This window comes from Pseudalkalibacillus sp. JSM 102089 (genome assembly GCF_041366475.1).
GTDB classification, from domain to species: domain Bacteria; phylum Bacillota; class Bacilli; order Bacillales; family Guptibacillaceae; genus Guptibacillus; species Guptibacillus hwajinpoensis_B.
The window spans coordinates 64,487-77,968 of record NZ_JBEWYW010000002.1; the positions used below are offsets into that span (position 1 = coordinate 64,487).

The window sequence follows — 13,482 nt, forward strand, 5'->3', positions numbered from 1 at the left end:
CTAATTATTTCTTTCCCTACTTATTGAAGCTTTAGACAGTATTTTCTAAAAAACATTTAATAATCTATTAAATATTCACATGCTCTTTTTTTGGAAGCTAAGAAGGTTTCTAGTGTTGATTATCACATTTAAGTATAATCAAAAAAACACAGCTCATATCGAGCTGTGCTTCAATTGATTTTTTAAATGATGGAGAAAAGAGTCTTTCATTGGTAAATCAACTTTTCCAGTTACGCCATCCACCATATAAACTTCTCTTCTATTTCCTTTGATATAGCCTACCCAATAAGGCAAATACAGTTTGGATGGTTCCTCCAAAGAAATGTTGATCTGTTTTTTCTTTTTTTCTTTTCCAAACGCTTCCCAATATAACGCATGTTTTGCTTTATCTGGATCAGGAGAACTATGGCCAAACATTTCCCCAGGGGCCTCTCCTTCTTTAAGAGGGTAGTCCACTGGAAGAATAGCTGCTTGTTCAGTGATTGACTCGATCGCAATTCTTCCATTAATTCCTTCTTTCAACGAGGTTGTTTTCAGATGATACTCATACATCCAAAAAGGGAGGTAAACGAGTTCACTCGATTCAATCCTTTTTTTATTTTCAACGATGCGCAGCAGCAGACTAGAGGTATATTGTTTCATCGCTTTCAAAGCTTTCTGCCGATCAATTGTTGGTTCAATATAATAAGTCATCTTTTATAACCTCCTTTAGATCAGGCCTATGAGATAGAGCACAATCATAACGACAACGAAATACCCAACTAAATAAATCGGCCATCTTGACGTACGACGTTCTTCTTCAATTTCTTCATCACTTAGAGACGACGCTGCTTCAGAACGTGCTTTTAACACTTCTTGTATATCGTCATCTAAATCAAACAGCGTAAGCCCTGCTAGTTTCTCAGCTTTAGGTTTTGCTCCAATAAAGCTAACAACATATCCAACCCCTACTGAAACAATCGCCCCTACGAAATTATTGTATAACCATGATACTTCAGCAAACTGAGTAACGCCCCAAACAGAAAGCATCCCCGCTATAATACCAGTCACTGCACCTACGCCGTTTGTTCGCTTTGTAAAAATGGCGAGGATAAACACACCCAAAAGCGCACCATAGAAATAGGAGCCTATCTTATTTACAGCTTCAATAACCGGACCAAGATTAGCTGCAAAGAAAGCGAAGATTGTGGCGTAAATTCCCCAAAAAATTGTAGCCCATCGCGATGCTTTTAAATAATGCTGATCCGATGCATTCTTTTTAACGAATTGACCATAGAAATCTCGAATCGACACGGCGGACAATGAGTTAAGAGCAGAGTCCAGGCTAGACATAGCGGCTGCAAACACACCTGCAATAATAAGACCCGAAATTCCCGCTGGTAATTGGTTCACAACGAATAGTGGAAATAGTTCATTTAAGTTATCAACATTCGGGTCACCAAATGTTTGGTAGAATACAAACAAAAGAATACCGATAAAAAGGAAAAGCAGCATTTGCGGGATTAGAAGAACTCCGCTTAGAACGAGTGAAAGTTTACTTTCGCGTATTGACTTACTTGTTAAAACACGCTGGATTTGACTTTGGTCTGTTCCAAAGTAAGCAGCATGAAGGAAGAAACCGCCAATCACACCTGCCCATACGCTATATTCAATAGAAAGGTCAAAGGAGAAATTGAGCGATTGAAGCATACCTGCGTCTGAAGCGCTGGCAAGAATACTACTCATTCCGCCCGGAACTTTCACTAAAATAACAACGATACTAATAGCAGCACCTAACCATAATACGAACATTTGGATCACGTCAGTCCAGATAACAGCACTGATCCCACCAAGTACCGTATATGATACCGCTATCACAGCCATTAAAATAATCGTTAGCTTAATATCCCATCCTGTTACGACCGATAGTACTAATGCAGGGGCATAAAGAACGACACCTGTCGCAAGTCCACGAGCCACTAAGAAGAGGCCAGCGGATAAAGTTCGTGTTCCCGCTCCGAAGCGTCTCTCTAAATACTCATAAGCCGTATAAACTTCTGCTCGATAGAAAAAAGGGACAATTGTAGCGATAAGAAAAGCCATTGCAAGCGGCACATTAATAAACGTGTTAATGCGCTCTAGTCCACCTTCATATCCCCAACCAGGTGCACCTATAAATGTGATCGCACTCGCTTGTGTTGCCATAACTGAAAGCCCGATTGCCCACCATGGAATGCTTCTTCCGCCAAGAAAATAATCCTTTGTCGTGTTTTGATTCTTTCCGAAACGCGCTCCAAACCAAGCAATCCCAAGAATATAAACAACAAGAACCACGTAATCTAGCATTGTGAATTGGCTCATCTTCTATTCTCCCTTCCCCTTATTAATCCATTGATAAAGCGTCATAAAGCGCTTGCTTGCACGGTACAATAACTCTGGTCCTCGAGTCATGGCTTCTTTCAATTCCATTGGCTCATCAATAATAGGTAAAACGGTCATAATGCCCATCTCCCTATCTTCTAGAATCGTAGAAGTACCAGCGAAAGCGATCGCAGGAACATTAACAGATTTAGCTAGCCGAGAAATACCCGAAGGCACTTTACCATATAACGTTTGGGCATCTAGCTTTCCTTCTCCCGTAATCACTAAGTGACTCGACTTCATTTGTTCTTTTAAACAGCTATGCTCAGCAAGTAAAGAGAAGCCGCTCATAAAAATTGGATCTAAGTAGGCTAATAGGCTAAAACCAAACCCGCCAGCTGCTCCGCTTCCATCACTGTTCTCCAGGTTCATGCCAATTTTTTCACTTACTCTATTCGCATAGTTTTTCATTCCAGCTTCAAATCTATTAATATCGTTAACTCCCTTTTGTGGACCGAACACAGTAATAGCGCCTTCCTTACCAAGTAAAGGATTTGTTACATCAGACGCCACTACAACTTCTACGTTTTTCAGACGAGAATCTAATGCTGTAAGGTCGATAGAAGAAATATGAGCAAGAGATGCTCCATTTGCCTTTATTCTTTCACCTTTCTGATCGAGAAACTGAACCCCGAGCGCTTCAAAACAACCAGTTCCTGCATCAACAGTTGCGCTACCACCTAAACCAAGTATGATTTTTCGCGCCTTCTTATTAAGAGCATGCTTAATTAACTGCCCTGTCCCATGAGTGGAGGTTTGATGCGGATCGAGTTCATTTTCTTTAAGAAGAGGGAGACCTGAAGCTGATGCAGTTTCAATAATCGCAGTAGATGTTGATTCTACCCAACTGTATGTCGCCCTGATTGGCCGACCAAGAGGGTCGCTGATACCTTCAACGACGATCTCTTGCCCATTAAGAATAGTAGCTAATGCATCTACCGTTCCTTCACCACCATCTGCCATTGGTATGAGAATCGTTTCTGCATCAGGAATAACTTCCTTTATCCCACGTTCAATGGCGTGGGCGGCATTAAGACTACTCATAGATCCTTTAAAAGAATCAGTAGCTATCAAGATTCTCATTCACTCACCTCCGATGTTGTACATACCCAAAGAACTTCATAAGGAGATACTGTTATCTCCGAAGAAACTTCACACTCGGAAATGAGATCGAAAGCAGTACCATCAAAATAACGATCAAGTATTTCTCGTTTGAGCGTAACGGTGTCATCTGAAACATTTGTAATCGCTACAACTCTGTCTCCCGTCTGTTCATTCGTACGAACTACAGAGAAAATGCGCTGATCCATTTCCAACACTTCTTGAGAAGCATTGGGATGAAAAGCTTTATTAGATTTGCGCGTTCTGATCAGTTTTTTTAGATCATTGAAAACTAGATTCCGTAAGCTTCCTTCCTTTTGAAGTTCATCTTCAAGCGTTGATCGTGTTAGCTTCTCTCGATTAATCGAGCGGTATCGTCCTGTTTCATCGACGCCACTTTGATCATTTTGAGAGCCTAGTAAACTATGAACGTAGATGCCAGGGACGCCCATTAATGAAAGCAGTACTGATTGAGCTGCAATAAACCGCTTTGCCTTTTTCTCATTCGATTCTCCATTATTTGAAATCGCATCTAAATAATTAATGTTCAATTCATATGGACTCTTTGTTCCATCACCATTATTTTTATAAGAGACGTAACCACCATTTTCTTGAACTTTATCCGCCATTCTCTGCACTTCAGATGCTGATAGGATACCTTCTACAGGTCGAACACCTACTCCATCATGAGAAGCTAGAAAGTTAAAATAAGTAGTTGTTTCCGTAGTAGCTTCAAGTGATTTGGCCCATTTCGTTAACTCCGATGCATCGCCAGTTTGAAAGGAATGGAGCGTCAATGGAGGTAAAGGGAATTGATAAACAAGATGGGCTTCGTTTGAACCGTCCCCAAAATAACTAATGTTATCTTTATGGGGAACGTTGGTTTCTGTAATTACGATCGTTCCCGGTGCTGCTTCTTCAAGTACTTCTCTCATAACCTGCACTAGCAAATGAGTTTCCTCCAGGTGAATCGATGTGGTACCTAGTTTTTTCCACATAAAGCCAATCGCATCTAACCTTAAAAAGCGTGCTCCTTTCTGAACATAAGTGAGAAGAATATCAAGGACTTCAAGGAGCACACGATCACTTTCGTAATTTAAATCAATTTGATCTTCACTAAACGTCGTCCAAATGTGCTTCTCTCCATTGTTCGTTTCCACTTTTGTTAAAAGAGGAAGTGCGCGAGGACGCGTCACTTTGCTATAATCCGCTTCAGGATCAGCTTCAATAAAGTAATCCTGATAAGCCTCGTTTCCTTTCAAATATTCTTTAAACCAATTACTTTCACTTGAAATATGATTTATAACAGCGTCAAACATTAGATCCGTTTGATTAGAAAGCGCTTGAATATCGTCCCAATTACCAAGCTCTTCATTTATTGTTTTATAATCCATTACTGAAAATCCGTCATCACTCGTATATGGATAGAAAGGAAGAATATGCACCGCATTGATTTCATTAGTAAGGTGATCAGATAAAAATTCTCGCAGCGTTCTAAGAGGAACTTCCCCCTCTTCTTTAATAGAATCACCATAAGTGATCATCATAATATCTTTTTCATCTACCCATTTTTTATCAGGCTCTATTTCCTTCCGCTTATATGATTTAATTAGTTCCATTACTTTAGATGTCACAGAAAGCGCTCTTTGTTTTCCGTATAGTCGCTCTAACTTGTTGTATATGCTCTCCTGAATTGATGTTCTCATCTGTTATGCCTCCCGAAATATGTTCTACTAGTAGTTTATTAAATCTCCCAAAAGCATTCTATGTTACAGATAACTAAAAAAATGTCTTTTACACATATATTTTTAGTACACATAATAAAAGACACTTTTTTTTCAAAGTGTCTTTTACGTAGGGTTGGATTTATAAAAAGCAAGAGCTACTTGCAGAAGAACAGCATCCTCATAATTTCTAGGATCATATCCAGTAAATTCACTAATTTTCTTTAAGCGGTACTGAAGAGTGTTCTTATGAATATATAAATCACTCGATGCTTTTTGAATAGACCCATTTGCTTTATAGAAAGCTTCAAGCGTTTCAATCATTTGATGTTTTTTCTCTAATTGTTCTAAAGGGAGAACCCGCTCAACAAAATCTAATCTCACTTCTGGGGGGAGATCATACACAAAAGATTCAATGCCAAGTTGATCATAGAAAAACAAATTACTCTGCTTTCTGGAATGAAGCAAGGCTTTCTCTGCTTCTTGTACAGACCTTGATATTTCTCGTGGCGTTGTATACATCCTTCCAATACCTGCAGCCATTGTGAAGGGGTAAGAAGATTCGATAGCTTGCTGGATTTGTTCCAGTCGAAATTGAATCTTTCCTTTACGATTCACCTCGGCCACTTGATCATTAACGGATAATAAAAGGATATAACGTGTACTGCCTGTTGGTATGATCACATGCTGACTATTAGGTGGAAACCTCGATTGAATCTCTTGAAGAATATCTCGACGAAAACGCTGAATTTCAAGTTCTCCTTTAACATCAGCTTGGTAGCTTGATAATTTATTATAAATAAGATCATTCATCCCGATCATATCAAGAATGACAGCGACTCTCGGGATATGGACATTGATGCCAAGAATCCATCCTCTTGATGCAAATAATTTATCATTTTCCCACTTTCCATCGATCCATTCATCAATAAACGCTTCTTTCGCTCGATCTTCTAGTTCGAGCTGTTCATCAAAGTAAGCTTCCTTCACAAGAATTTCAGTCATTTTTTGGATTACCTCGCCCATCTGTTTGATTTCTTCAGGGGCTCCGGTAATACCGATCACACCAATAATCTGGTCATGCAAAAAAACGGGGAGGTTTATGCCTTTTCTCGTTCCTTCTAACTCATCATCCTCTTCGATCACTAAACTTTGTTGCCGTTGCAGAACATTATAGGCTCCTTCATGGAAGTGACCGATACGATTTGGATCAGTACTAGCAATAATTTTACCTTCACTATCCATAAAATTAATATTGCGACTAATGATACTTTCTGTTTCTTCTACGATTGATTGAGCAAGCGGAGGTGAAATAATCAACCATTTTCGCCTCTTTTCTGTTTAATTAGCGGTAAGATTATCGCTTAAGAAAAATATGTTTAACAAACAAAACCTTACATGAATGCTACTACTATTTCCATGCTTTCAAGCGGTTTTAGTGATGGAAGGATTTCCAATTTAAAAAACGGGCAGCTTCTTACCCGCTGACCCGTTCTTCTAAATTCTTTACACCTACACTAACGTTAAGCGTGTGAGCTCCGCCGATATATACCCCTTTTAGAGGAGAAATATCACGATAGTCTCGGCCTACTGCAATCCGAATGTGCTGTTCGCGAGCTACGGCATTATTCGTTGGATCAAGGCCAATCCAGGCTAGGCCCGGGACTTTTACTTCAAGCCACGCATGAGTTGCCGCGTCCCCACGGTAAGCGGAATTCTCTCCAATATAAATATATCCACTAACATAGCGAGCTGGAATTCCTCGATGCCTACAGAGCGCAAGCATTAGATGAGTATAATCCTGACAAACGCCTGTACGATGAGTGAGAATTTTTTCTGCGGTCGTTTCAACATTTGTGGCTCCTGACACGTACTCCATCGTGTTATAAATATGTTCATTAAGCTTCACTGCAAAGTCAAGTTCATCTCTAGCATTTGCCCAGAGCTCTCGTGTTTCTTCTTCCATCACATGCTTGGAGATTGTCGTATAATCCGTTTCGATCATATATTCGGCATGAGCTTGCTTAAAAGATTCTGAATGAAGTTCAGCTAGCTGATTATCCGTAAGTGGTAAAGTAACATCCAGCGCGAGTGGATGAATTTCAATCGTTGAAATGGTTTCAATTTCAAGGTCCTCATGTTCGCCCCATAGATAGAACGTTTCAACATAGTTGCCCCAATAGTCCGTATGCCCGTAAGTCTTGCTTTCAGGTTGGATGCGAACGCGATAGTCATGAAGCGTTTGTTGCACATCATGAAGTGGTCGCAATCTGAACTGATTAATACTCTGCCTTACTGGCAGCTCATAGTGATAAGTGTTCGTTTGGGTAACTTCATATTTCATGGTATCACAACTTCCCCCATGTAGTAGGTTTTCGTAATGTGCATGCCGATCGTCATACATCTGTGTTGAAAACTCTGAAGAAACGCATGAGCTCCTTGGTTCAAAATTTCTTCGATTGAGAAATCATAAAGATCATTGGCAAGGTGCTCGAGCTCTTGTGCAAGTGATTCTGAATAATGTTCGACATGACCATCTTCAAGCGCGACAAATGCATTTCGCACTTTTTGAATACAGTACATCATTGACCTCGGAAACTCAGCATTTAAAATGAAAAACTCAGCGACATTGCGACTTTTAATCAACGGTCGATACGTTTTAATGTAAGCTTCATGTCCACTCACTGACTGAAGAACTGACCACCAGTGATGATACTCCACAATTTCTGTGTTCTGGTAGCTCTCTAAATTTTTGTGATAATAAACATCCAATATGCGAGCTGCCTTCTCAGCTCTTTCCAGATGTTTACCCATTTCCATGAAAAGGTAAGCATCTCCTCGCGGCATTGTTGCTTCAACAATCCCCTGAAATAAAAGAGATTCCTTCTTAACAAATTCACAAATATCGCTAACTTCTTCCATCGTCCATGGCGTGTGGCTTTGTTGCTTTAATTTCAAATAAAAAGAATTAATACTTTCCCATAGTTCATTGGGAATAATTTCTCGAACGGCGCGTGCATTTTCCCTAGCAATAGTTATTGTATTGAGTACTGAATTAGGATTCTTTGATGAAAACAGTAGGAACTCCATCACATTTCGATCCATCGGTCGATCATGTTCTTCATCAAAAACCTCTTGAAACCCGCTTATTTCAATCAGTTCATACCAATTCTGATTCGTCTCTTCGATTGGATTAGCATTCTCAAGACGACTCGTTAACTTAACCGCGATCAATCGCGCGTTATTCTCTGCTCGTTCGACATTTCGGGTTAACCAGTAAAGCGAATCAGCTACTCTGCTTAGCATGGTTGTCACTCTCCCCCCGTTACAATTGGATTCTCTTCTAGTACCCACGTATCTTTCGCTCCGCCGCCCTGTGAAGAATTGACAACAAGAGAACCTTCCTTGAGAGCGACACGTGTTAAACCACCAGGAAATACGTGAGTCTTCTCTCCACCAAATATAAACACGCGAAGATCAACGTGACATGCAGCAAAGCGGTCTTCTTTAAATGCTGGGAGGCGAGATAATTTAATTGTCGGTTGAGCAATAAATTCAGATGGATTCTTTAAAATTTGCGCTCGATAGGCTTCAATCTCCTCTTCCGTAGCATGAGGACCGATAAGCATGTTATAGCCGCCTGAAGCGTTCGTGTGTTTGACGACTAACTCTGACAAATGATCAAGAACATATTCCAACTGATCGTCATATCTCAGAAGATATGTATCGACGTTTTTCACTAGTGGTTCTTCCTTTAAATAATAGCGAATCATATCAGGAACAAAATGATAGATCGCTTTATCATCGGCAACTCCATTACCAATACCATTTAGAATCGAAACATTTCCCGCTCGATACACATCAATGAGCCCTGGAACCCCAAGAAGCGAATCTTCACGAAATTCCAGTGGGTCAAGAAACTCGTCGTCTATTCTACGATAGATCACATCTACCTTCTTCAATCCACGAGCAGTTTTCATAAACACCTGTCGCTCCCTCACCACAAGGTCTCTGCCTTCTACGAGTTCAATTCCTGTTCGCTGAGCAATAAAAGAGTGGTCGTAGTATGCTGAATTATGAACACCAGGTGTTAATAATACAATCGTCGGTGATGTGCTATCATCAGGAGCAAGCGAGGCCATTGCTGAGTGTAGATATGAAAATTGCTGTTCAAGAGATTGAACAGAATATTGATTGAAAAATTCAGGGTAAACTTTTCTCATTACATAACGGTTTTGAAAAACATAAGAGAGGCCAGAGGGATTACGAAGATTATCTTCTAGAACGCGATACTCCCCATTATCATCCCGAATTAAATCAATTCCTGCCATAAAAATATGCTGCCTTCTCGGAAGATCAATCCCTGCCACTTGTTCGAAAAAATGCTGGCAATTGACGACCAGATCCCGTGGAATTATGCCGTCTTTAAGAATATTTTGTTCATGATAGACGTCATCAAGAAAAGCATTGAGCGCATCAAATCGCTGCATAAGTCCTCGCTCAAGATGTTGCCATTCGTCTGGTGGAATTATTTTGGGAACAAAATCAAATGGCATTGTCCGTTCTGTACCCTCATTATCACTATAAACGGTAAACGTAATGCCCTGGCGAAGAAAATCGCTTTGCGCTAGTTCATACCTCGACTGTAATTCTTCCGGAGCTACCTCGTTTAATTTCTCATGGAACGGTTTGCAATGTCCCCTTGGTTTCTTGCCTTCTTCAAGCATTTCATCAAAGTAACCATCTACTTTATACGAATGAAACATCAGCACTCCCCCTCCACTATTATAAGAACACTTATTAATTTTACCATTTTTCTCACTATTCTAACAAATCTCAAGATAAAGTAGCGAAATCTCTCTATTTAAGACACTCATTCAAATAAAAATAGCAATGTTATCTCAAGATGTTGTTTTCTCGATTTTTGAATCATCCATGTGAAAGGTCATCACAGAACGTAAATGAGTAAAAAAAAGAACAGCATAAGCTGCTCTTATCAAAAGTCGATTTCACCCTTTTACTGATCCCGCAAGTAATCCTTTTACAAAAAACTTACCTAAGAAAATATAAACGAGTAGAGTTGGTAGTGCAGCAAGGAGTGCACCTGCCATTTGTACATTCCATTGAACGATTTGGCTGCCGGATAAATTCTGAAGAGCAACCATAACAGGTTGTTGATCAGATGTTGTGATCGTGACAGCAAATAAAAATTCATTCCAGATGTTCGTAAACTGCCAGATTGCGACAACAACAAACCCTGTAATTGATAAAGGCATCATGATGAAACGGTAAATTCCGATAAACCCTGCCCCATCTATTTTGGCAGATTCAATCATCGAATCAGGAATGCTGGCATAGAAATTGCGAAACATAAGTGTCGTAATCGGAATCCCATACACAACGTGAACAAAAATAAGCCCTGCAATAGAATTATATAATCCGATTTTTCTAAGAAACTGAATGAGCGGGATAAGGATACTTTGATAGGGTATAAACATTCCGAACAAAATAACCGTAAATAGCGTATTTGCGCCTTTAAACTTCCACTTTGAAAGTACGTAACCGTTAAGTGATCCTAATAACGCTGATAGCAATGTTGCTGGGATAACAAGATAGAAACTATTTAATAAGTTTGGAGCAAGCTTCGTAAACGCTACTGAATAACTACTAAAATCAAAAGTTGAAGGTAACTGCCACATTTGACTTAAGGTCACTTCTTCAAGAGGCTTCAGGCTCGTTATGATCATGACGTAAACTGGCATTAAATAAAAGCATGATAAAGCAATAAGGAGAGCATAAAGAAGCGGACGGGTGATCGTTCTAATCGCCATCAAGCTTCCCCCTTTCGACTCGACCACAGATATGGAACGATAAAGATAGCAACAGCGAGAAGCATGACCACAGCAATAGCTGCTCCGTTTGCGTAGTAATTTCCACGGAAAGTCGTTTCGTACATATATACACCCGGAACATCGGTTACAAAGTTCGCGCCAGGACCTGTCATCGCGTAAATCAAATCGAAAATTTTAAGTGAAATATGAGCCATAATAATTATGACACTAACCGTAATTGGGCGAAGAATCGGCATTATGATTTTCCAATATACTTGGAATTCATTTGCTCCATCCATTCTCGCTGCTTCTCGCACTTCTTCAGGCACCCCACGTAAACCGGCAAGATACATGGCAACAGAGAAGCCCGTCATTTGCCATACTGCAGCAATCACAACAGCAATCATCGCTATCGGAATCCCGAATTCAATCTTTCCCCATCCAATTGCAGGAAAAATGGTCGTATCCGTGTACCATTTTGAATCAAGACCAATCTTTTCAAGAAATAGGTTAACACCTGTCGAAGGGTTTAATAGCCATTGCCAAACTACACCCGTTACAACAAACGAAAGCGCCATCGGAAAGAAAAAGATATTTCGAAAGAGTGACTCCTGCTGAATTTTTTGATCAAGAAGAATGGCGAGAAACTGCCCTACCACAATCACGACTAGAATGAAGAGAATCGTAAAAAACAGTGTATTTCGTAAGTCAGCTTGAAAACGAAAATCACTAAACAAGTAGATGTAATTTTTCAACCCAACAAATGAAAAGTCTGGTACAAGTGAATTCCAATTACTCAAAGAGACATAGCCAGTCCATCCGATAAAACCATAAACAAAAACACCTACTAATAGGATGGATGGAATAAGGAAAGCAATGGCGATTATGTGATCTTTCGTAAGTGAACGTCTTTTTCGAGTTGTTACGGCTTTAACAGATTGGTTTATCATTGTTTCAGTTTTCATCCTCATCCCCCTTACGATAGAAAAAGGGAGAAGAGCAATCCTTCTCCCCCGTCCTCTTTTACTTAAGATCGCCTGAAGCATCTTCTAGCGAACTAATAAATTGATCCGCATCCTGCTGTGTGACAAAGATATTAATCGCCTGGTTCACTTTTGTGACAAAGCCTTCAGGTGCAGCCGATCCGTGGGCAAGACTTGGAGCAAGACTAGCATTTTTAAAGTCTTCAATTGTTTCTTTCCCATACTCATCATAGTTCGAGAGATCGGCATCAACTCGAGCTGGAATAGAGCCTTTTAATGGGTTGAACGCATCCTGTCCTTCAACTGAACCAAGAACAGATAAGAATTTCTTAACGTCTTCAGGATTTGAAACTCCCTTTGGGAGACCAAATGTATCTGTAATGACCATAAACATACTGTCTGTTCCAGGTGTTGCCACCCAACCAAAGTCTTCTTTCACCTTTAAATTAAGGTCGTTCACAAAATAACCCTTTGCCCAGTCTCCCATAACGTTCATCGCCGCTTCTCCATCTGCAACAAGCTGGGAAGCATCCTGCCAATTTCGTGAGCTATGGTCTTCATTCACATAGCTGAGCATCTTCTTAAAGTTCTCAGCTGCTTCCTTTACTTTCGGATCACTAAACGACATTTCTCCAGTGAAAAGCTTTTTGTAATCATCTGCTCCAAGCGTTCCTAAGAGCGCAGTCTCAAACAAATGAGTTGCTGTCCAGGGCTCTTTGTCTCCAAGAGCAAGCGGCGTAACACCAGCTTCCTGTAATTGGTCAGCAGCAGCGAAAAATTCATCAAACGTGGCTGGCGGCTCGACACCGTTCTCTTCAAAAACGCTCGTGTTATACCATAGAACATTTCCACGATGAATATTCACAGGAACCGAATAGATATCTCCATCTTTACTAACAAGATCAATTAAATCTTCAGGAAACTTATCTCCCCAACCTTCGGATTCATACAGATCGTTAAGCGTTTCCATCTTATCAGCCACAACCCATCCATCGTTCAATTCAGAACCACCATGAACCTGGAAGGTTGCTGGTGGATCATCACCCTGCATGCGACTTGCAAGTACGGCTTTCGCGTTCGTTCCTGCTCCGCCCGCAACTGCTGCGTTTTCTACTTCAATATCAGGGTATTCTTCTTTAAATAAGTCAATTAGCGCATTCAATCCATCCTCTTCACCAGCACCTGTCCACCAGCTAAAAATATCAAGCGTTTCTTCTTTACTAGCGCTTCCTTCACTACTGCTATTCGTTTCCCCAGAGTTTGAACAAGCAGAAAGTGGTACAAGAGCGAGGACAAGGACGAGAATCCATCCCGTAAATTTTTTCAACGTTCCCTTCATACAATCAATCCCCCGTTTCTTTTATTACATTTACTTTATCAAATTGAATGGCTCTCAATTTATGTAAGCGCCTTCATATTTTTGTTGTTATCTTCACTTTTTTG

General features: G+C 40.2%; 11 protein-coding genes. All 11 read right to left on the reverse strand.

The window, feature by feature from the left end; all coding sequences use genetic code 11:
• Positions 1 to 153 precede the first annotated feature (153 nt).
• The 11 genes from ABVF21_RS05120 to ABVF21_RS05170 all read right to left on the reverse strand — a co-directional run bounded on the left by ABVF21_RS05120 (position 154) and on the right by ABVF21_RS05170 (position 13,378).
• Complete coding sequence (locus ABVF21_RS05120; RefSeq protein ID WP_371017618.1) at positions 154 to 693, reverse strand: hypothetical protein; 540 nt, start codon at positions 691 to 693, stop codon at positions 154 to 156.
• 15 nt (positions 694 to 708) lie between these two features.
• On the reverse strand, positions 709 to 2,340 hold the full coding sequence (locus ABVF21_RS05125; protein ID WP_303534142.1) for a sodium:solute symporter: 1,632 nt from the start codon (positions 2,338 to 2,340) through the stop codon (positions 709 to 711).
• Between the two features lie 3 nt (positions 2,341 to 2,343).
• Entirely contained in the window at positions 2,344 to 3,483 is a 1,140-nt protein-coding gene (locus tag ABVF21_RS05130) for a glycerate kinase family protein (RefSeq protein ID WP_371017619.1), read from the reverse strand.
• On the reverse strand, positions 3,480 to 5,207 hold the full coding sequence (locus ABVF21_RS05135; RefSeq protein WP_371017620.1) for a sugar phosphorylase: 1,728 nt from the start codon (positions 5,205 to 5,207) through the stop codon (positions 3,480 to 3,482). The genes ABVF21_RS05130 and ABVF21_RS05135 overlap by 4 nt, the downstream gene beginning before the upstream one ends.
• Before the next feature lie 144 nt (positions 5,208 to 5,351).
• Positions 5,352 to 6,545, reverse strand: a complete 1,194-nt coding sequence (locus tag ABVF21_RS05140) for a CdaR family transcriptional regulator (RefSeq protein WP_371017621.1) — start codon at positions 6,543 to 6,545, stop codon at positions 5,352 to 5,354.
• A 157-nt stretch (positions 6,546 to 6,702) separates the two neighbouring features.
• Positions 6,703 to 7,569 (reverse strand): transglutaminase family protein, encoded by an 867-nt coding sequence (locus ABVF21_RS05145; protein ID WP_371017622.1) that lies wholly within the window; start codon positions 7,567 to 7,569, stop codon positions 6,703 to 6,705.
• Positions 7,566 to 8,531: an alpha-E domain-containing protein gene (locus ABVF21_RS05150; protein WP_371017623.1), complete on the reverse strand. Its 966-nt coding sequence runs from the start codon at positions 8,529 to 8,531 to the stop codon at positions 7,566 to 7,568. Before ABVF21_RS05150 ends, ABVF21_RS05145 begins: the two co-directional genes overlap by 4 nt.
• A 5-nt stretch (positions 8,532 to 8,536) precedes the next feature.
• Positions 8,537 to 9,991: a circularly permuted type 2 ATP-grasp protein gene (locus ABVF21_RS05155; RefSeq protein ID WP_194218699.1), complete on the reverse strand. Its 1,455-nt coding sequence runs from the start codon at positions 9,989 to 9,991 to the stop codon at positions 8,537 to 8,539.
• A 243-nt stretch (positions 9,992 to 10,234) separates the two neighbouring features.
• On the reverse strand, positions 10,235 to 11,056 hold the full coding sequence (locus ABVF21_RS05160; protein WP_371017624.1) for a carbohydrate ABC transporter permease: 822 nt from the start codon (positions 11,054 to 11,056) through the stop codon (positions 10,235 to 10,237).
• Positions 11,056 to 12,021 carry a carbohydrate ABC transporter permease gene (locus ABVF21_RS05165; RefSeq protein WP_370314267.1) on the reverse strand — a complete coding sequence of 322 codons (966 nt, stop codon included), beginning with the start codon at positions 12,019 to 12,021 and terminating at the stop codon, positions 11,056 to 11,058. Before ABVF21_RS05165 ends, ABVF21_RS05160 begins: the two co-directional genes overlap by 1 nt.
• Before the next feature lie 58 nt (positions 12,022 to 12,079).
• Positions 12,080 to 13,378: an ABC transporter substrate-binding protein gene (locus ABVF21_RS05170; protein WP_371017625.1), complete on the reverse strand. Its 1,299-nt coding sequence runs from the start codon at positions 13,376 to 13,378 to the stop codon at positions 12,080 to 12,082.
• Positions 13,379 to 13,482 lie beyond the last annotated feature (104 nt).

Excerpts from the sequence above, each read along its gene's own strand:
- ABVF21_RS05145 (WP_371017622.1), bottom strand. The coding sequence starts at position 7,569 with ATGAAATATGAAGTTACCCAAACGAACACTTATCACTATGAGCTGCCA.
- ABVF21_RS05165 (WP_370314267.1), bottom strand. The coding sequence starts at position 12,021 with ATGAAAACTGAAACAATGATAAACCAATCTGTTAAAGCCGTAACAACT.
- ABVF21_RS05170 (WP_371017625.1), bottom strand. The coding sequence starts at position 13,378 with ATGAAGGGAACGTTGAAAAAATTTACGGGATGGATTCTCGTCCTTGTC.
- ABVF21_RS05120 (WP_371017618.1), bottom strand. The coding sequence starts at position 693 with ATGACTTATTATATTGAACCAACAATTGATCGGCAGAAAGCTTTGAAA.
- ABVF21_RS05155 (WP_194218699.1), bottom strand. The coding sequence starts at position 9,991 with ATGTTTCATTCGTATAAAGTAGATGGTTACTTTGATGAAATGCTTGAA.
- ABVF21_RS05160 (WP_371017624.1), bottom strand. The coding sequence starts at position 11,056 with ATGGCGATTAGAACGATCACCCGTCCGCTTCTTTATGCTCTCCTTATT.
- ABVF21_RS05135 (WP_371017620.1), bottom strand. The coding sequence starts at position 5,207 with ATGAGAACATCAATTCAGGAGAGCATATACAACAAGTTAGAGCGACTA.
- ABVF21_RS05150 (WP_371017623.1), bottom strand. The coding sequence starts at position 8,531 with ATGCTAAGCAGAGTAGCTGATTCGCTTTACTGGTTAACCCGAAATGTC.
- ABVF21_RS05125 (WP_303534142.1), bottom strand. The coding sequence starts at position 2,340 with ATGAGCCAATTCACAATGCTAGATTACGTGGTTCTTGTTGTTTATATT.
- ABVF21_RS05130 (WP_371017619.1), bottom strand. The coding sequence starts at position 3,483 with ATGAGAATCTTGATAGCTACTGATTCTTTTAAAGGATCTATGAGTAGT.